15 protein-coding genes and 1 pseudogene are annotated in these 18838 nt (G+C 64.7%); 9 read left to right on the top strand and 7 right to left on the bottom strand.

The genetic code is table 11. The annotated features are described in order from the left end of the window. A partial coding sequence (locus ACT3T5_RS18880; RefSeq protein WP_444595243.1) for a transposase occupies nt 1-286 on the top strand: 286 nt, incomplete at its 5' end. A gap of 522 nt (nt 287-808) precedes the next feature. Here the strand turns inward: ACT3T5_RS18880 and ACT3T5_RS18875 are convergent. The 4 genes and pseudogenes from ACT3T5_RS18875 to ACT3T5_RS18860 all read right to left on the bottom strand — a co-directional run bounded on the left by ACT3T5_RS18875 (nt 809) and on the right by ACT3T5_RS18860 (nt 7095). Beyond that, entirely contained in the window at nt 809-1210 is a 402-nt protein-coding gene (locus tag ACT3T5_RS18875; protein ID WP_444595242.1) for a hypothetical protein, read from the bottom strand. Between the two features lie 85 nt (nt 1211-1295). Next, nucleotides 1296-2330 (bottom strand): hypothetical protein, encoded by a 1035-nt coding sequence (locus tag ACT3T5_RS18870; protein ID WP_444595241.1) that lies wholly within the window; start codon nt 2328-2330, stop codon nt 1296-1298. Between the two features lie 976 nt (nt 2331-3306). Further along, the gene (locus ACT3T5_RS18865; protein WP_444595240.1) at nt 3307-4821 is read right to left on the bottom strand and encodes a hypothetical protein; all 1515 of its coding nucleotides are present in this window, start codon (nt 4819-4821) and stop codon (nt 3307-3309) included. A 985-nt stretch (nt 4822-5806) separates the two neighbouring features. Continuing rightward, nucleotides 5807-7095: pseudogene (locus ACT3T5_RS18860) on the bottom strand (IS3 family transposase). Between the two features lie 41 nt (nt 7096-7136). Between ACT3T5_RS18860 and ACT3T5_RS18855 the strand changes: the two are divergent. The 8 genes from ACT3T5_RS18855 (at nt 7137) to ACT3T5_RS18820 (ending at nt 16886) form a co-directional block, all read left to right on the top strand. Continuing rightward, nucleotides 7137-8294, top strand: a complete 1158-nt coding sequence (locus tag ACT3T5_RS18855; protein WP_444595244.1) for a sulfatase-like hydrolase/transferase — start codon at nt 7137-7139, stop codon at nt 8292-8294. A gap of 95 nt (nt 8295-8389) precedes the next feature. Further along, nucleotides 8390-9106 (top strand): FadR/GntR family transcriptional regulator, encoded by a 717-nt coding sequence (locus ACT3T5_RS18850; protein WP_444595239.1) that lies wholly within the window; start codon nt 8390-8392, stop codon nt 9104-9106. Then, complete coding sequence (locus tag ACT3T5_RS18845) at nt 9103-9996, top strand: dihydrodipicolinate synthase family protein (protein WP_444595238.1); 894 nt, start codon at nt 9103-9105, stop codon at nt 9994-9996. The genes ACT3T5_RS18850 and ACT3T5_RS18845 overlap by 4 nt, the downstream gene beginning before the upstream one ends. After that, the gene (locus tag ACT3T5_RS18840; protein WP_444595237.1) at nt 9993-11396 is read left to right on the top strand and encodes a hypothetical protein; all 1404 of its coding nucleotides are present in this window, start codon (nt 9993-9995) and stop codon (nt 11394-11396) included. The genes ACT3T5_RS18845 and ACT3T5_RS18840 overlap by 4 nt, the downstream gene beginning before the upstream one ends. Nucleotides 11397-11405: 9 nt before the next feature. Continuing rightward, nucleotides 11406-12329, top strand: coding sequence for a carbohydrate ABC transporter permease (locus ACT3T5_RS18835; RefSeq protein ID WP_444595236.1), 924 nt, complete (start codon nt 11406-11408; stop codon nt 12327-12329). Nucleotides 12330-12331: 2 nt separating this feature from the next. Then, entirely contained in the window at nt 12332-13231 is a 900-nt protein-coding gene (locus tag ACT3T5_RS18830; RefSeq protein WP_444595235.1) for a carbohydrate ABC transporter permease, read from the top strand. A 55-nt stretch (nt 13232-13286) separates the two neighbouring features. Continuing rightward, nucleotides 13287-14639: an ABC transporter substrate-binding protein gene (locus tag ACT3T5_RS18825; protein WP_444595234.1), complete on the top strand. Its 1353-nt coding sequence runs from the start codon at nt 13287-13289 to the stop codon at nt 14637-14639. 3 nt (nt 14640-14642) lie between these two features. Beyond that, nucleotides 14643-16886, top strand: coding sequence for an exo-alpha-sialidase (locus tag ACT3T5_RS18820; RefSeq protein WP_444595233.1), 2244 nt, complete (start codon nt 14643-14645; stop codon nt 16884-16886). A 193-nt stretch (nt 16887-17079) separates the two neighbouring features. Here the strand turns inward: ACT3T5_RS18820 and ACT3T5_RS18815 are convergent, their stop codons facing one another. The 3 genes from ACT3T5_RS18815 to ACT3T5_RS18805 form a co-directional block, all read right to left on the bottom strand. Further along, a complete protein-coding gene (locus ACT3T5_RS18815; RefSeq protein WP_444595232.1) occupies nt 17080-17886 on the bottom strand; it encodes a PD-(D/E)XK nuclease family protein in 807 nt (268 codons plus the stop codon). Between the two features lie 194 nt (nt 17887-18080). Further along, nucleotides 18081-18467, bottom strand: a complete 387-nt coding sequence (locus tag ACT3T5_RS18810) for a hypothetical protein (protein WP_444595231.1) — start codon at nt 18465-18467, stop codon at nt 18081-18083. Nucleotides 18468-18555: 88 nt separating this feature from the next. Continuing rightward, the coding region (locus tag ACT3T5_RS18805) for a hypothetical protein (RefSeq protein ID WP_444595230.1) at nt 18556-18838 on the bottom strand (283 nt) is incomplete at its 5' end.

Here is an 18838-nt window from a genome sequence, read left to right as displayed (position 1 = left end):
CACCCCTGTGACCTGGCGTTCTGGCACCTCGATCCGCGGGGACCATCCCTCCAGGAGAGGCAACAAGGTCCTCAAACGGGCCCTGTTCCTCTCCGCCTTCGCTGCTCTGAAGGACCCGGTCTCCCGGGCCTACTACGACCGGAAACGAGCCGAGAAGAAGCGACACAACCAAGCCCTCATCGCCCTCGCCAGACGCCGCTGCGACGTGCTCTTCGCGATGCTCCGGGACGGCACGTTCTACTCCCCGCCAGCTACGCCGGAGGCATCCATCGCGACAGCAGCCTGACGCCCCACGCGCACCCAGGAACCGGCAGCACCGCCACCCTGCCGGCCACTCCAACGCGGCACCAGGCCCAGAACTTAGAACCCGATCAGGAAGTCCCATCCCTCTTGACGAGGAACATAGGGACACCCCCCCCGACAGCGGTCACTTCGTCGGAAGGCCCGCCAGTTCACGCAGGCTCAATGGGATGCGCTCGACCCCGGCGTACAGGGGGTTGTTCGCACGAACTCACCGCACCGCGTCCCTAGTGCCCACGTGCCCAAGCCCAAGGCCACGCGAGTCCCCGGCCCGGGTCGGACACCTGCGCCGCCAGAGAGCCCGTACAGACAGCGGGCGCGCAGGACAGTCGAGCGCCCGCAGAATCGGGGTTACGGAAGATGAGGCTGCCGCGGGGCTCCGCCCCTTGCCATCGAGGCAGACGGGAGCGCCCCAGCGCAGTAGGTCAGTAGACCGATCGGCTAAAGACGTGCCCTGCTGCTCGCCACGTGGAGCAGGGCACGTCGGATGAACCGCTAAGAAGCCATCTCAGACACCGTCATACACTAGAAGAATTTGCACAGCAGTGACACGTTCGTCTGAACTTAGATCACGATCGCGTGCATCCAGAACAAAGCCCTTCCACTGTGCCCCCTCACCCCCAAAAATTGTAGCCCAATGCGCAGCTTCCGTCCTGGAATCAAATTTCATATAAACTCCATACCGGGTTTCCCACGCCTCCTGGCAATCTATCTCGCTGGCGCAATAATCCGCCGTAATATCTTTCGCATCACCGAGGCCCGGCTGGTTTGTTACAAGATCTTCGACGGCTATGCCCGGGAAAAAATACGACCTAATTCCAAGGGTTGCCGCAACTATTGCGATGACTGCCACGGCGACCACGAGAAGTATCTTCGCACTAGCCCCGCGATTTCGCTTAGCTGATTCCATTACGCTAGCCTCCTGCAGTTATTTCTAATTATGAATGTGTGGCAACCACTGGAGGGCTGTCAATCTGTAACGACTACGCCGGAGCTCAGGCCTTATTGGCCGTCTTCCAATTGCAGCGATGGATGCCTGAGGCATAGGTCCAGTGTGACGTCCTGTTGACTCGGAAGGTTTCCAGCTCCCAGGTGCCCGCCGCGATCGCCCCAAGGGCGTGGCAAGAGAACTGCTGTCGCATGCTCTTCTTCGAGAGGAGCTGAGTCTTGACCTTGCCGCCCTTGGCAAGAGCTTCGTTCCAGCCGTTAATATTGAGGATGGCCTGGCCTGCCGCGAGCCCGCCTACGCCTGCGCCTGCGCCTGTGTAGACCGCCCACCCCCAGGTGCTTAGGTTCAAGGTGACAACGTTTGTGTATACCCCATAGTACTTCCCGTACTTAGTACCTATGGACTTGAATAAATTCTTGCCGAGGAATGGATCGGCAACCACGGGGAATTGTGTGCCTTCAGTGAATTCGACGACCTGGGTTACAGTCTTGCCTTCGATTTCAAAGTGCGTGGGGATAGATTGGCCAGTGGCGTCTACCGCCCAGGCCGGAGCCAGTCCGGCGATCATGTTTCCGTCGGCATCCAAGAAGAGATGCGCCCCTCCTTGCTCTTCCACGCTTGCATAGTCCGGAATACTTAGGTCGTAAGCATACCGTTGAGGGGCGTCGGCGTCTGGGATGATTGTGTTGATCTGCACATCCCCCTCGGGCGTAACGAGCGGAGTGAAGGTCACACCGTCGCCGTCCTCCCATGAGGTCGGTTCGGAACTCCCCCTAGAATCTTGCATGCCCGAGTGCGCCACAGGAAGGCTAATTCTGAGATCTTTCTCTGCCATCTCGACGCTGAGGAGTCCGTCTGGGTTTTCTCCGATAGAGACTGTCCGGTCGTCATTCCAGAGGTCGCCAGCCTCCGAGTCGAAAGTGAGAGGTACGGCCTCGTCTACTATGGCCTCGGGAATTTCGGAAAGGATGGCGTCGACAGATTGCAGTGGCGGCTCCGCGGATGCAGGAGCCCAGAAAGTGACGGCCAATGCGGCCGCGGCCATCAAACCTAGCCCTTTACGCCAGATCCCCTTGCTCATAATGCACTCTTCTCTCTACGCGGGAATACCAGAGCAATGTTCTTGACCCGGCACTGATGTGTGAGCTAACCAGCGCGCGTCAGGTCGGACCCGGACGGCGGCGTTCGTGTCCTTGCCTGGCTACTATCTGGTACCCGAAGAGCGAAGATACCTCTCCACTTGAGCCGATCGAGCCTAGTTGAACGAGGATGTTACGTAACTGTTGCGCCTGCAGACGACGTGACCAGGCTTCTTGGGAAGATGGTCAGCACGCAAACGATGAAGAGGGGGAAGGTCTGACTGGCTGCTACCGACGGTCCATCACGCGGCCGCGCGACTAGTTACCGGCCCAAAATGCGTCGCCACCAACCACGCCGGGGCGGTTCAGGTGACCCACCCTGACCCAGGGCTGAACTGACCCAGGTTCGCTGCCGCTGCCTTTCGCCTTCTCAAGAGGCTGCCCGCTCGCGGCCTCGTCGAGCCAGGGCCAAACAGGGGCACCCCAGCGGAACAGTTACGGGGCAGTAGTTTGTGGTTGCCAATAGGCTCGGTCTCGGCATTTTTGCGACACATCTGTCGCACTGGGTATACCTCAACAGGACAGATCCTGCTTTGGGTCGCCACGGTTCCCGGTAGGGCCCGAGGAGACGGTTTAGTGACACATCTGCGCACCAACCCCGCCGACCACCCTTGTGCGACAGAATTCGCCCATGCCCACCAAGCAGCGCATCGCGTACGTCCGAGTGCCCTCGGTCGGCCAGAAGCTTGGCCGGCAGATCGAGGCCATCGGTGACGTCGACAAGACCTACCGCGAGTAAGAGTCCGGAGCGACTGCCAGCCAGCGTCCCGTCCTCCGCGAGGCATTGGACTACGTCCGGGAGGGCGACATCCTTGCCGGCGAGCACGTTCTGCAATCGGATCGCACCCCGTCTTGGCGGAGATCCCGCATAACGTCGCGCCCAAGAAGTTACTGGGGGCACCGACCGTTACTAAGGTGCTACTTGCTGACAGTGACAGCCTGAAATGCTGGAAAGGTTGGCGCTGGGCCGTTCATCCAGTCGGTCAGTGTCGCCTCGAGTTTGAGTCTTCTGACTGCACCTGGGGCACGAGTAACCTCAAATACTCCCTTAACTACGCGAGTAATATCGGGAACCGAGTAAGAGATAGTCAGCGAATACACTCTTCGCAATAGCGGAATTAATGATAGGTCGTCCTTCTGTAGCAGTGGGAGGCCAATAGTTGCTACTGTGTACATGAGATCACTCGGCGTTACAATAGCTTTTCCATTAACCATACATTCGGAGCGGAATACGACCAAAGCCATCACTTGGTGGACGGGCTCGAGAGCTGCATCGTGAGCAGCGTGGAATCGTTCGTAAGCAGCAAAAGGGACGATCAGTGAAGTGTGTGAACTAGGGGTACGCACGGACACCGCTGCCACGTCTTCCGGAAGTTTCTGTGCGAAGGTAAGGGCCATTGGTGCAACTTCGCGTTGGTCTATCGCCATTGTAAATTCCCAAGTCGTCGCAGTTTCCTTAGCGTCGACAAGGTTGGAGGAATCACTTTCCAGCCAGAGTGTTGCCAGTCGGAAAGGTGTCAGGTTCATATACGCGGCATCGTTAGCCTTCAAAGGCACCTCGATGTCCAGTCGGGCCAAGGCGTTCCGCAATGACCAGCTCATCGCAAGAATAGATTCCACGAACGAGAAAATTCGGTCGATTACTTCTGCTCGCGAGAGGGTGCCGTCATAGGACCTCAACTTGAAGATGACCTCGTCTCCATCTAAAGTGAAACTGTTGCCATGCTGAGAGGCATTCCGAAGGGAGGCGCCGTCGTCCTGGAGAAGGAAGGCCGTCCGCTCCTGACGCGAAAGGCTGCGGGCTAGTTCCGTAGTGTCCAGCTGGATAAGCTTTGCGTACGGCTTCTCCTTTATGCCTGCCACGAGGTTGTACCAGGCAAGAAACGCGCCGGCGACGTCTTCATAGAAATCACCGTAAAACTTGATGGTTCGCCGCATTAGGGTGTCGTCATCCCTGATCCGTAGGAGGGTGGATTCAAAAACCTCCCAAGCTTCGTAGACGAGGCGCGAACTCGTCGCCAAGCCTTCCAGGGCACTTGACTGCGACGCGACAACGGAAAGCCGTGAGTCGTCCGAGCACAGCCTAGACGTCTCTCGGAGCAAAGTGTGAAAACGTTCTGGGTCGAAATGTGCCGAGCTAACAGAATCCAGGATGAGGAAGTGCGCTCCCAAGCCGACTTCAGCGGGTATGCCAATCAATCGTTCGGCTTCCCGGGCGCCCAGTCGGTCTAAACTTCGCAAGTCCAGCCCGGGGAAGGACAAGGTTAGGGCATTGATAGAGCGTTCGAGGAGGTCGGGGGTGGCTGCATCTTCGTAAGCTCGCGTAGCCTCAACCATACGTGCATGTTTCGCTACGACTTCGGAAGCGGCATCAATTTGAGATTGCCCCTGATCTGCGAGGCGTTGAGCCTGGCCCAAATCCGGCGCTTGCAATGCCTTAGCGTAAGTCGGCCAAAGTTCCGAGAAATGCGCGAGTATCTTGGCGACTGCCTCGTGTTGGGCGATATTTGGCCGGAGACGAGGTTGAGTAGAGCTTCTGTGTCTCAGGTCCTGAAGTTGTTGTTCCGTCTTCACTATAGCGGCAATCGATTCCTGGGAGACTGGCGCCTCGGTTATTCCGCCTAGTGCTATGGCGAAGTTTTCGAGATACTCTACGAGCTCCTCATGGGAGGGAATCCCCAGCTCCGTTTGATTCGGTACCGTAGATGGCCTCGTTAAGGCCTCTTGGATGCGCGCGACAGTCGTGCAGCGCTGTACGACTAGGGCATTGACTTCACCCGAGCGCGGTTTCAATGAACATTCAGCGCAAGGCTGGCCCAAGACGCGGCGTGCTCCGCATCGGGCACAATCGATAACTTGAAAGCCGATCGACTTCTGAAGTTGTTGCCGAGTTCCCATTGCGCTCCAATTTGAGGATTGTCTGCTGTTGTGCGTTAGATTGCAGGTCGCGGTACGGCAAAGAGGTCGATCGCGTCGCTTGTGGGCAAGTACAATTGTGCCATACGTATAAAATGGAAGGCTACGCCACGGGTGTCATAATTGGTATGCGCGGGTGCCAGACTAGTTCGGCCCTGTCTGTTTGCGGACCGTCACTGGTGATGTCCATGAGGGAGGCGAGGGGCCTCCGGCGTGTGGGGCAGGCGTTCCGCTGAGAGGCGTCGGGTGACCCAGTCAGTGGCAGTGCCCCGCGGGACACCCCCTGGATAGGTACCCAGCTAAAGGTTCGATTCGATGCGATGAACCTGTCGCAACAACCTACAGCTTTATGAGACGCGCGGTCGGGTCATGGTGGATTCGTCTCGAGTTGGGCCGATAGCGGGCCGGAGTGTCTCGCGAAGTCTTCGCACCGTATTGCGTCTCAGAGCTTCCGGCTCGGGTAGTTTGTGAGGCACTATGAATCGGCCCAGCTTCTCTGCCGCTACTTTGTGGGTGCGGGCTCTCGGGTGAGGGCCTCGTTGTGCAGCGTCTCGAACTCTATCGGGGTGAGCATCCCGAGGGAGCCGTGGAGGCGTCGGTTGTTGTACCAGTCGACCCAGCCGGCGGTCGCGAACTCGACGTCCGCGAGGGTCCGGTAGGGGCCGGCGTGGAAGACGGTGGTGCGGATGCACTCGGTCTTGTAGAGCCCGTTGATCGTCTCCATCAGCGCGTTGTCCAAGGCGTCGCCGACGGTCCCGATCGACGGGGCGATGCCCTCGAGGGCGAGATGCTCGGTCAGTCGAATGGCGGTGTACTGAGTCCCAGCGTCGCTGTGATGGATCAAGTTCCCTGGTGAGACCGGGTTTCCTTCCCTCTCGCGGTGCCACAGCGCGATGCGCAGCGGGGTCATGACCAGGTCGACCTGCTTCGAGGTGGAGGCGTGCCAGCCCACGATTCGCTGGGCGAAGACGTCGACGACGAACGCGACGTAGACGAACCCCGCCCAGGTGCGGACGTAGGTGAAGTCGGTGACCCAGACCCGGTTCGGAGCAGGGGCGGTGAAGTCACGATTCAGCAGGTCACCGGCCCGTTTCCCGTCCGGGCCGGGGATCGTGGTGCGGACCTTCTTCACTCGCCGGATACCCTCAAGACCGAGGGTCCGCATCGCCCGGTCCACCGCCCCGCGGGAGGTGCCGGCCAGGCCTTCCTGGCGGCGGAGCAGCGCGACCCACTTCCTACGTCCGTAGAGTCCCTCGGGCGTCATCTGGACCTGCCCGGTGGCGGGGTTGATGGTCCAGGCGAGGTCGCGGATCTAGTCTTCGACCAGGGCGTCTGTGACGGTGGGGGCAGCGATGCGGGCCGGCTGCTTCCAGGACCGGTAGGTGCGTGCAGCGATCGCAAGGCCCTGCCGGCGCAGGACGCGGAGGATCGACTCGCCTGCATAACCCTCGGCGCGCATCTCGTCGATGAACGCGCAGATCAGCGGTTTCGGGGGTCGAGATCCCCCGCGAAGAAAATCGAGGCCCGACGCAGGATCTCATTGTCCTCCCGCAGCCGCTTGTTCTCGGCCTTCAACCGTTTGACCTCGACAGACTCCTCGCTCGTGATGCCGGGACGGGTCCCGTCGTCGACCTCGGCCTGCGCCAGCCAGCGCCGCACGGACTCCCGCGAGACGCCTTCCTGGCGAGCCACCGCGGTGACTGCGGCGGTCAGGGTGGGGTACTCCTGGAGGTGCTCCCTGACAAGCCGCACGCACCTCGCACGCAGCTGGGGATCGATCTTCTTCGGCATACTGTCCATCCTTCCGGACTCAAACAGCAGCGGCCTCAAACCTGGGCCGATTCACCCCGTCCCGCGCCGCACTGCTGACCGGGAAGCACCCCGCCCACGCGGGCGTGGAGACGATCCTCGGCGGCAGCCGACGCACCCCCGGCCTGGCCCCGCAGCCCACCCTCGCCTCCCGCCTGCGCGAGCGCGGGTATCGCACGGGCCGGTTCGGCAAGTGGCACCTGGGCGCGGCCGACGAGTACGTCCCCACCCGGTACGGCTTCGAGGAGGTCTTCGGGTTCCGGGCCGGCTGCGTGGACTACTACTCCCACATCTTCTACTGGGGCGGGCACGACCCCGTCTACGACCTGTGGGACGGGGAGGAGGAGGTCTGGCGCAACGGCGAGTACCTCACCACCGTGCTCGGCGAGCGGGCGAGCGAGTTCATCAGTCGCCACGCCGGCACGGACCCGTTTTTCTGCTACGTGCCGTTCAACGCCCCGCACTACCCGATGCACGCCCCCGCCGAGCACATGGAACGCGTCGCGCACCTCCCGCCCGGCCGGCGCGAGACCGCCGCGATGATCACGGCGCTGGACGACGCGGTCGGCAGGATCCTCGCCGCGCTCGAGGACACCGGGGCGCGAGAGGACACCATTGTGCTGTTCCCCTCCGACAACGGCCCCTCCCGCGAGAGCCGCAACTGGCTGGGCGGCGAAGAGATCTCCTACGAGGGAGGCTCCGCGGGCGGCCTGCGCGGCGCGAAGGGTAGCGTGTTCGAAGGAGGGGTCCGCGTTCCCGGCATCCTCTCCTGGCCCGCGCAGCTGCCCGCCGGGACGCAATCGACGCTGGTGGGGCTCATGATGCATCTGCTGCCCACGCTCCTGCACGGCGCGGACTGGGCGGCGCCGGAGCTGCCGGAGGTCGACGGGATCCCCCTGCTGGATACGCTGCGCGACCCGCGCCGGGAGGTGCCGGAGCGGACCGTCGCGTGGGCGTACGAGGGGCAGGTCGCCGTGCGGCGCGGCCGGTTCAAGCTCGTCGCGGGCGCCCGGGAGGGGATGGAGCCGCCGGCCGTGGTGGAGCGGGCGCTGTACGACCTCGAGGCGGACCCCGCGGAGGCGGCCGACGTCGCAGCGCAGGAGCCCGAGGTGGCGCGGGCGCTGGGGGAGGAGCTGGCGGCGTATCGGGCGCAGGTCTCGCAGTGGGGGAGAACGGACTGACGTCGTCGGCCTTCCTCAACGGGCCGGATCTTCGGGCCGAGGACGTCGGAGCGATTGCTTGACAGATCTCTGATATCCGTTATCTACTGTGGCGCATGACACACCGTGGTGACGAGGGGCGGCTCCCGCTGTCCCACCAGGCGCAGCAGGCGATCCGACAGCACATCGTCGATCACGGACTGCATCCCGGCGACCCCCTCCCCAGCGAGGGTGAGTTCAGCCGGCTGCTCGACATGAGCAAGTCCTCGGTCCGAGAAGGGATCCGCCGACTGGAGATGCTCGGCATCGTCGACGTGCGTCGGGGACGCGGTCTCTACGTGGGCGCTTTCAGCCTGCGGCCCGTCGTCGACGCGCTGCCCTACCAGCTGACCGTCAACGACACCTCGCTGCGCGAGATCCTGCAGGTCCGGGCCGCGATCGAGGAGGCGCTCATCGTCCAGGCCGGCAAGGAGCTCAGCGACGCCCAGCTCGACGACCTCGACGAGCTCGTGGCGCAGATGCGCGAGAAGTCCACGGAGGGTGAAGTGCCGCGGGGCTTCGACCGGACCTTCCATCTGGCCCTGTTTGAGCCGCTCAAGAATCAGATGTTGAACCAGCTCATCGAGACGTTCTGGGAGGTCCACGCACGGTTCGCCGCGATCGCTCCGGCACCGATCAACCATCACGCGGTCGAGGACCACCAGGAGATCATCGACGCGATCCGCAGCGGAGACGCTCAGCGGATGACCAGAGCGGTGGCCGTGCACTTCGCACCGATCCAGAGCACTGTCGAGGTCGCCCCGACCTCCGCGCCCGAGGGGAGGCCTGCATGAGACTCGCCGGAATCCATGCAGCGCTGCTGGCCGCCTACGACGACCACGGCGAGCTCAGCCTCGAGCGTCAGGCGCGCCTGATCGACCACGTGCTCGGCCAGGGCGTGGACGGGGTCTTCGTCTCCGGATCCACCGTCGAGGCATACTTGCAGAGCACCGACGAACGACGAGCCACCATCACCGCCGCCGTCGAGCAGGTGGCAGGCCGCGGCCCCGTGATCGCCCACACCGGCTGCCTGGACACTCGCACGTCGCTGGCCCTCACCGAGCACGCCGTCCAGGCGGGCGCCGACGCGGTCAGTGCCGTGACCCCGGTCTACTACAGCTACGACGAGGCCCAGTTCGCCGCCTACTTCCGCGAACTCTCCGCAGCAGCCGGGCCGACGCCCCTGATCGCGTACCACATCCCCGGTCGCAGCCATGTCGACCTCTCCCCGGACTTCTTCCTCGAGCTCGCCCACGACGGGGTCCTGCAGGGCCTGAAGTACACGGCGACCGACATCCTCCCGCTCGCCGAAGTCATCCGCCAGGCGCCCCCGGGCTTCGTGGTCTTCAACGGCTCCGACGAGGTGCTGCTGGGCGGTCTCGCCCTCGGCGCCCACGGTGGGATCGGGTCCACCTACAACGCGATCGGCGGCGCCTACCGACAGCTCGCGAACCACGTCAAGAACGGCGACCTCGACGCCGCCCGCCGCATGCAGGGCATCGCCAACGAGTTCATCTCCCAGATGGGCCGCTACGACTTCCTGCTCTTCCTCCGCCAGGCACTGCGGCGCGCGGGCATCGAGACCGGTCATGGCCGAGCACCGCTTCCCACCATCACCGACGACCAGCAGCACGAGATCGACGACGTCCTGTCCACCCTTCTCACCCAGGAGCAATGTTCGTGACCACGACCGACGACATCGCCCAGCCGCTCCAGGTCTCCGGCGTATTCCCCTCCCTCGCCCAGATCGCCGACTTCGGCCCCCCGCGCACAGAGATCGGGGTCGGTGCGCTCATGCCGTGGAACGGGGCGCTCTACGTCCAGAACTACACCTCGCACAAGGCCCGCAGCGGCTCCGGGGTGAGCCTCCGCCGCATCCACCCGGACATGAGCATGGAGGTGGTGCCCGAGACCGTCGGCGTCGACGGCACCTACACCAACCGCTTCGTGCACTACCCGACGGGTCGGCTGGTCATCGGGCCCCAGGTGATCGAGCAGGACCACACCATCCATGTGGTGGCCGAGCTGCAGGAGCACCGGCTCTGCGGCACCGCCCATCACCTGGAGTCCCCTGAGACCCACGTCTACGTGCTGACGATGGAGGGGCTGGTCTTCGAGCTGAACGTGCTCACCCTGGAGACCGCCCTGGTGTGGGACCTGAACGAAGAGCTGACCACCGAGGGCGAATGGAAGGTCCACTACAAGGACTGCTACACCGCCTACGGGCGCTTCCTCGTCTGCTCGAACGAGTACGGCGAGGCGGAGTGGGCGGGCGAGCGAGCCCGCGGTCGCCTCGCCGAGTTCGACGGCGAGGACTGGCGGATCCTGGAGCACAAGCCCTTCACCGCCATCGCCGGCCGCGGCGAGTTCGCCGGGACGATCTTCGCCTCCGGCTGGGATCGCGCCTCCGCCATCCTCCAGGTGTTCAGCGAAGCCGACCAGCAGTGGACCCGCTACCGGCTGCCAAAGGCCTCGCACACCTTCGATCACAAATGGCAGACGGAGTGGCCGCGGATCCGCGAGACCGAGCATGAACGCCTGCTGATGGACCACCACGGGATGTACTACGAGCTCTCACCCTGGGCCTACGGCGGGCGGATCTGGGGGGTGCGACCGATCTCCACCCACCTGTGGGTGCTGGGCGACTTCTGCTCCTGGCGCGGCATGCTCGTGATGGGGGCGGACAACGCCTCCCCGAGCACCGGCCACAACGTGACCACCGCGGAACCGCAGTCCGGCCTCTGGTTCGGGAAGACCGACGACCTGTGGTCCTACGGAAAGGCGACCGGCTGGGGCGGGCCCTGGTGGGAGGACGAAGTGACGGCCGGAGAGCCGTCGGACCCCTATCTGATGACCGGCTTCGACCAGAAGGTGCTGCACCTGCAGAACCATGGCGACACCGAGGTCGCCGTCACGGTCCAGGTCGACCCGCGCGGCGACGCCGCTTTCGGCACGCACGAGGTCCTCACCATCACCCCGGGCGCGCTCGAGTCCTACGTCTTCCCCGCGGGGTTCTCCGCTCATTGGCTGCGGCTGATCAGCGACCAGGACTCCGTGCTCACCGCGCAGCTGTTCTACACCTGAGGCACCATCATGACGAGCACCGCTGTCAGCCCTGATGCATCGTTCGCACGACGTCGCCGTCGGGTGATGGATCGGCGCGCTGCCACCGGCTGGTGGTTCCTCGCGCCGTTCCTCATCGTCTTCCTGATCAGCTTCATCGCGCCCATCATCTATGCGCTCTACCTCAGCGTGTTCCGCAGCCAGCTGATCGGCGGAACGGTGTTCGTGGGGCTCGAGAACTATGCCCGCGCCCTGCAGGACCCTCAGTTCTGGTCGGGCGTCAGCCGGGTGACCATGCTGCTGGTGTTGCAGGTCCCGCTGCTGCTGATCATCGCACTGGCCGCGGCGCTGGCACTGGACAGCAGGAAGCTGCACGGGATGGCGTTCTTCCGGATCTCGATCTTCATGCCATACGCCGTCCCTGCCGTCGTCGCAACGCTCATTTGGGGGTTCATGTACGGCACGAACTTCGGGCTGATCGCCAACCTCAACGACCTGTTCAGCACCACCCTGCCGAACCCGCTCTCCCCGAAGCACGTGCTCGCCGCGATCGCGAACATCCTGATCTGGGGCAACGTCGGCTACAACATGCTCATCTTCTACGCCGCGCTCCGGGTCATCCCCACGGAGCTGTACGAGGCGGCGGCGATCGACGGCGCCGGGCAGCTCCGGATCATCACCGCGATCAAGCTCCCTGCCATCCGCGGGGCCCTGGTGATCGCCGCGATCTTCTCGATCATCGGCAGCTTCCAGCTCTTCAACGAGCCGCAGATCCTGCAAGCGATGGCGCCGAACGCGGTCACCACCTACTTCAGTCCCAACCTCTACTCCTACAACCTGGCCTTCAGCGGCGGCCAGCAGAACTACTCCGCGACCGTCGCCATCATCATGGGCGTCGCCACGATGATCGTCGCCTATGCCGTGCAGCTGCGCGGCATGCGGAAGGAGGACTGACCATGGCTGTCGTGACCGCACAGGCCCGCCGTCAGCGCGGCCGCCTGCGCAGCGGGAGGGGCATCCAGCGCAGCTGGACCCTGACCCTGGGGACTGCCGTGCTCCTGCTCTACAGCCTCCTTCCGCTCGCGTGGCTCCTGGTCAACGCCACCAAGACGCAGGAGGGGCTGCGGGATTCCTTCGGCCTCTGGTTCGCGTCCGACTTCGCCCTCGTCGACAACATCGTCCGGGTGCTGACCTATGACGACGGCGTCTTCATCCGCTGGCTGCTCAACACCCTGCTGTATGTCGTGGCCGGGGCCGGGGGAGCCACCCTCATCTCCACCATCGGCGGCTACGGCCTGGCGAAGTTCCACTTCGCCGGCAAGAAGATCGTGTTCGCCGTGATCATCGGTGCCGTGGCGGTGCCCGGAACGGCGCTCGCCGTGCCGACCTTCCTGCTTTTCAGCTCGGTGCAGCTGACGAACAACCCGCTCGCGGTCATCATCCCCTCGCTGGTCGCCCCCTTCGGCCTCTATCTCATGTGGGTCTACAGCACCGATGCGATACCGGACGATCTGCTGGACGCGGCGCGGGTGGACGGGGCCTCGGAGGTGCGAACCTTCCGCACTATCGGCCTGCCATTGCTGGGCCCCGGAGTCGTCACGGTCCTCCTGTTCACCACGGTGTCGAACTGGAACAACTACTTCCTGCCGCTGATCATGATTCGAGATCCCAACTGGTATCCGCTCACGGTCGGGATCAATTCGTGGAACATGCAGGCCTCCACGGCCGGCGGCGAAGCCATCTTCGACCTGGTCATCACCGGGTCGTTGCTGATGATCATCCCGATCATCGTGATCTTCCTCGTCCTGCAGCGGTACTGGCAATCAGGGTTGGCCGCAGGGGGTGTGAAGCAGTAAACCCGGACTCGTCCGTCCGATCTCGAGATCACAACGCAGTGAAGGGAACGAGACAATGCATCACACGACCACACGACGAAGCACGCTCGCAGCCGCAGGCCTCGGAGCCTCCGCGCTCCTGCTGGCCGCCTGCGGCTCCGGCTCAGGCTCAGGCTCCGGCGGTGATTCCTCTTCCGACGCCCAGCCCATCGACGCCGACGCCGTCGCCAGCGAGGGCGGCAAGCTCCTGGTCTGGGGGTGGGGCGGCGCCATGGAGCCGATGGTCGAGGGCTTCAAGAAGGCCTATTCGAATGTCGAGGTCGAGCTGGTCAACGTCGGCACCGGCATTGACCACTACACGGCGGTCGAGAACGCCATCCAGGCCGGTTCGGGGATCCCCGATGTCATCGTCATGGAGTACCAGGCGGTGAACCAGTATGCGCTGGACGGCACTCTCGCCGACCTCTCCGGCTACGGCGCGGACGAGCACGCCGCGAGCTTCACCACCGGCACCTGGGACGCGGTGCAGTTCGACGGCGGCATCTACAGCATGCCGATGAGCTCGGGTCCGATGGCGCTGTTCTACAACAAGAAGGTGTTCGACGAGCACGAGCTCGAGGTCCCCGAGACCTGGGAGCAGTTCCTCGAGACCGGCCGCGCCCTGAAGGAGGCGGACCCGAAGGCATACATCGCCAATGACACCGGTTCGGCCAATCTGCTGCAGGGACTGCTGTGGCAGCAGGGCTACAAGCCCTACACGGTGGACGGCGAGTCGGTCCGCATCGCCCTCGACCGTCCCGAGGTCGAGACGTACACCGACCTGTGGCAGCAGCTGATCGACGAAGAGCTGCTGGCCCCGATCGAGGACTGGAGCGACGAGTGGTACCAGGGCCTCGCGAACGGCACTATCGCGTCCCTGGTCTCCGGCGCCTGGATGCCGGGGAACTTCGAATCCGGTGTCGAAGGCGCTGCGGGCGATTGGCGTGTGGCGCCGATGCCGCAGTGGGAGGCCGGGGCGGAGAGCTCCGCGGAGAACGGCGGATCCGGTCTGGGCGTCGTCGATGCGTCGCAGAACAAGGACCTCGCCTACGCCTTCGTCGAGTGGGCCACCACCGGCGACGGGATCGCCACCCGCATCAATGCGACGTTCCCCGCCACCGTCGCTGACCTGGAGTCGGAGGAGTTCCTGGGCCTGGAGTCGGACTACTTCGGCGGCCAGCGCATCAACGAGGTGTTCGCCGAGTCCGCTGCGAACGTTCCGGAGAACTGGTCCTTCTTGCCGTACCAGGTGTACGCCAACTCGATCCTGCACGACAACATCGGCGGCGCGTTCGCGGGCGATGAGTCCCTCGCCGATGGCCTGGCGAGCTGGCAGCAGGCCCTGGTGGCGTACGGCAAGGACCAGGGCTTCACGGTCGAGGAGGGGTGAGCCATGAGTGCATCGGAACTGCCTCATCTCGCACCGCAGCGGTGGCCGGAGGGCGCCCGCAGAGTACTCGCCGCGCTGACCGTCGGGATCCTGGCCCTCGCGCTGGGACTCGTCCCGACGGCCGCCGCTCACGCCGCCCCGTCGGCCCCCGTCGAGGCCGACGCGGAGCCCCGGTTCGACGAGAGCACCATCTTCGAGCGAGAGCAGGCGGGATACTTCTGCTTCCGCATCCCGGCCGTCGTGGAGACGCAGGAGGGGACCCTGCTCGCCTTCGCCGAAGGGCGAAAGGACAGCGGCTGCGGCGACTCGGGCAACATCGACACCGTTCTGCGCCGATCGGAGGACGGCGGGAAGACCTGGGGGCCGGTCGAGCTCGTCGACGATGCCGGCGTCGACACCATCGGAGGCCCGCTGCCGATCGTGGACCAGGAGACCGGACGCATCGTGCTGATCACGACGCACAACCCGGCGACGAACCACAACCTGCGCACCCCGTACGTCCAGTACTCCGACGACGACGGCAGGACCTGGAGCACGCGGGAGAACATCAAGGACGACATCATGGGCTCGTCCTGGCAGAAGTGGTTCGCCACCGGGCCCGGCCACGGACTCCAGCTGAAGCACGGTCCGCACGCCGGCCGCATGCTGATCGGGCTGAACCACGAGGGCTACATCTTCGGCTCCTCCTCCCACGACACCGGCGCCGCCCTCGCCTACAGCGACGACGGCGGAGAGACCTGGCAGCTCGGGGCCGATGCAGGCTTCGTCCCAGAGGAGCTGAAGCCTCAGGAGCTGAGCCTCGCCGAGCTGCCCGACGGGAAGCTCCTCGTCTCGGCCCGGGAGCAGCATGGCTCGGCCGAGGGCAACCGGGCCTTCGCCACCAGCTCCGACAGCGGGGAGACCTACGACGGCACCTTCGAGACCGACCCCGAGCTGGCGACGCCCGTCTCGCAGGGCGCTATCGAGACGTACGTCGACGACCAGGGGCGGGACCGGGTGCTCTACGCCGGCGAATCCCACCCGCGGGCACGCAAGGTGCTCTCGATCAGGTCCTCCTTCGACCAGGGGAAGACCTGGGAGTCCTGGGAGGAGGGCAAGGTCATCAACTGGGGCAATGCCGCCTACTCGGACATCCTGCCGCTCACGGACGACGATCTCGCCCTCGTCTACGAGACCGGCGATGAGGACGCGTACCAGGAGATCCGCTTCGCCCGCTTCGACAACGCGTACCTCGACTCCCCGAATGACGAGGCGCCGGGCGTGATCCAGCACCCGGCCGGACCGACTACCCCGGACGTCTCCTCACGCGAGAACACGGCCTACGTGCGAGGCGACCCGCACCTGATCGACGGCGTGCGCGGCAAGGCCCTCGAGCTCGATATGAAGCCCGCCGACGACGGCGAGCACGACAGGGTGGATGTGCCCTACGGGGAGGACGTGGACCTCGACGACTCCGACTTCACGATCTCGACGTGGTTCCGCTACGGCGAGGAACCCCATGACCAGGTCCTCTTCTGGGGCTACACCATGGGCAGCGGCCTGCCCGGCCTCTGGATCCGCGGCGAACCGGGATCGGACCGGATACGGGCGATGATCGGCACCGAGACGGGAGACCTCACGCTGACCACGAAGGGTGCCTACGACGACGAGGAGTGGCACCACCTCGCGATGACCCGGACGGACGATGCCGTCCAGCTGTGGGTCGACGGGGAGAACGTGGTTGAAGGGGAGACCCCGGCCGGGTCGATCACCCGTGGCGGCGAGTTGCTGGGGATCGACGGCATCTTCCTAGGCCAGCGGCTCGACGGGAACAACAAGCTCGCCGGCGCACTGGACGACGTGCGCCTCTACGACAGCGCTCTCGGCGGGGATGAGATCGGCGCTCTGGCCGACGGGGAGTCGCGAATAGAGGCTGACTCGGGCCTGCGCCTCCACCTGCCGCTGGATGAGATCACCGACGAGGACGGAGCGACCGAACCGCCCAGCGCCGCCCAGAGGCTCTCCGACCTCTCGGCCTCCCTCCAGGAGTATGCGGAGGCAGGGGAGGTAGCCGGGCCCATCGTCGAACGGCTGACCCGCGATCTCGAGAGGGCGGAGGGGCACCTCGAGGGACGAGCGAAGCCCGGGAAGGAAGCCCTCAAGAGGTTCGTTCGCGACCTGGGCACCGTCAGGAAGGGAGATTCGGTGACCGATGCTGCCCGCGAGGGCCTGACCCAGGATGCGGAGGACGTGATCGCCGCCTGGTAGGGCCGGACTGCCCGCTCGTCCCGCGTGGTCGACGACGAGACGAAGCGGCGTCATCCAGGCCCTTCCCGTGAGCGCTCCCCTGAGTGCGGGGCAGGATCCCCAGGCGAGGTCGTCAGCTCGGGCCAGAGCATCGCGGAGATCGTCGAGCCCTGAGGAGGGCGGGGGGCGGCGGGTCCGGCGCAGTGCCGCCCGCTCACCGCCCCCGCCGCTGCGCGAACACCTCCGGCTCCAGCATCGCACGGCTCTCCTTGAGCTGGCACCGCGCCTGCGCGGCGATCAGGTCGCCGAACTCCTGCGCGACGCGGTCGCGGGGTTGATATCCGTATCGCGCTGACTCACCCGTCTCGCACATCGCGGTGAGGAAGGCCAGGGTGTCGTCGGTGTTCATCGCTGCGGGTCCTTCCACAAAGTGCTCGAACAGCTGGCGGAGGAAGACGTGCTGGTCCGGGTGCTGTTGCATCCACTTCTGGTCACGGGAAACGTGTGTGCGAAGTGCGCTGAGGAACTCGGCGTAGGTGACGACGGCGGCGTTCCGCCAGCCGCCGCGCTGGAGATGCGGGACATGCCGTTGGCACAACAGCACGACCACAGCATCTCGGCCGCCGGTCGTGCCGAGTGCGAGGTATCGGTAGTAGTCGTGCCCGTGCCCGTCGGAGGTCCCGAAGTTCTCCACGACGACGGCCGCCTCCGGTGAGGACAGCAGGATGTCGGAGATGTCCGCGGACTCCGGATCAGGGTTCCCCTCGTTCCCGGGGGTGACGACTTCCTGCCCAACCTCGTAGCCGGTACGGGGGAGCCGGACTTCCGCGGGAAGCGCGGCGTTGACGAGGTCGAGGAACAGGCCCTGAGGTGCGTCACCGAGCTCGTGGGTCCCCTCCTTCGTGAGCAGCCACGCGAACACGTTCGAGAGCTGCTTCTCGTGGGTCCCGTGATGCATCACGCGGAATACGTTGAACTGCTCGGCGAGACTCCGCGAGAGAGACGGAACCAGAGCGGTCACGAGCGGGGGGCAATGGCGGGATGGTGAGTCATGATTCGAGCTTACTTCGGTGCTTCATCCACAATCATCGGGGAGCGCGGAAAATGAGTTCCGGGCACCGAAGGGCAATAGATCAGGGGCGTGCATATCGTCTGCTGACATTGATGAGGTTGACCTCGAGTCCCATCGCGTCGAGCTCGCAGACCATTGAGCCGTCAGCTCCTACGACCAAGGGATGGAAGGTCGCCGGAGACCGGGATTCCATATCCGCGATACATAGCTTGGTGCGAGGACAGGGGCAACCGGGCAGCGGTGTCGATGTTGCGAGACTTGGCGGAAGCTGCGGCCTCCCTTTCGGCTTTCTCCAGCTGCGCACGGACGGCGGGCTGGAGCGATGCACCGGTCATCGCGAGCCCTCCTTTGAGCTTTCGCTTCGCCTTCTTCTTCGACGATGTCGTCGCCTTGTTGACGGGGGAGGTGAGCTGCATGCGCTCGATGCCCTTGATGATCGCGCAGGCGCGATCACCTGCGGGCCGCGCCACCTTTGTCGGATGCGCCCCCTTGTGGAGCTCGCTCAACGCGGCACGGGCAGTCGTGGTCATCTGCGCTCGCGCAGGCGCCGACTTCCCTCGCGCTTCCTTGAGCACGAGAGAGGGACGCCGACGAAGCATCAGGGGGAGCCCCTCTGTGTCAGGCAGCAGTTCCTCGTCCTGCATCCGCGGATGGGGCTTCTTCCGAGCCGTCGCAGGAGCAGGCCTGGATATCGTCGACGGGGCGCGGCGAAGCGCGGGAGCCACAGCGACAGCGCGTGTTCGGAGAATCTGAACGGGCGGGGCGGAATCGGGAAGCGCCTTCGGCGATGGCTGGTGGGCGCTCGAGGATCTCTTCGAACTCTTCGACGGAGTCTTCCCAGATTTCGGTGAAGGCTTCTGAGGTCTCTGCTTCGGTGCCACCCGGGCGGCGATCGGGGCGG

The sequence above is a fragment of the Brachybacterium sp. AOP3-A1-3 genome (assembly GCF_052378285.1).
Lineage (GTDB): Bacteria > Actinomycetota > Actinomycetes > Actinomycetales > Dermabacteraceae > Brachybacterium.
This window is presented reverse-complemented; position numbering and strand designations above follow the sequence as displayed.

Bases quoted from the DNA above. Each gene is read 5' to 3' on its own strand.
- ACT3T5_RS18820 (WP_444595233.1), top strand. From the start codon at position 14,643: ATGAGTGCATCGGAACTGCCTCATCTCGCACCGCAGCGGTGGCCGGAG.
- ACT3T5_RS18870 (WP_444595241.1), bottom strand. From the start codon at position 2,330: ATGAGCAAGGGGATCTGGCGTAAAGGGCTAGGTTTGATGGCCGCGGCC.
- ACT3T5_RS18810 (WP_444595231.1), bottom strand. From the start codon at position 18,467: ATGACCACGACTGCCCGTGCCGCGTTGAGCGAGCTCCACAAGGGGGCG.
- ACT3T5_RS18825 (WP_444595234.1), top strand. From the start codon at position 13,287: ATGCATCACACGACCACACGACGAAGCACGCTCGCAGCCGCAGGCCTC.
- ACT3T5_RS18850 (WP_444595239.1), top strand. From the start codon at position 8,390: ATGACACACCGTGGTGACGAGGGGCGGCTCCCGCTGTCCCACCAGGCG.
- ACT3T5_RS18830 (WP_444595235.1), top strand. From the start codon at position 12,332: ATGGCTGTCGTGACCGCACAGGCCCGCCGTCAGCGCGGCCGCCTGCGC.
- ACT3T5_RS18835 (WP_444595236.1), top strand. From the start codon at position 11,406: ATGACGAGCACCGCTGTCAGCCCTGATGCATCGTTCGCACGACGTCGC.
- ACT3T5_RS18845 (WP_444595238.1), top strand. From the start codon at position 9,103: ATGAGACTCGCCGGAATCCATGCAGCGCTGCTGGCCGCCTACGACGAC.
- ACT3T5_RS18875 (WP_444595242.1), bottom strand. From the start codon at position 1,210: ATGGAATCAGCTAAGCGAAATCGCGGGGCTAGTGCGAAGATACTTCTC.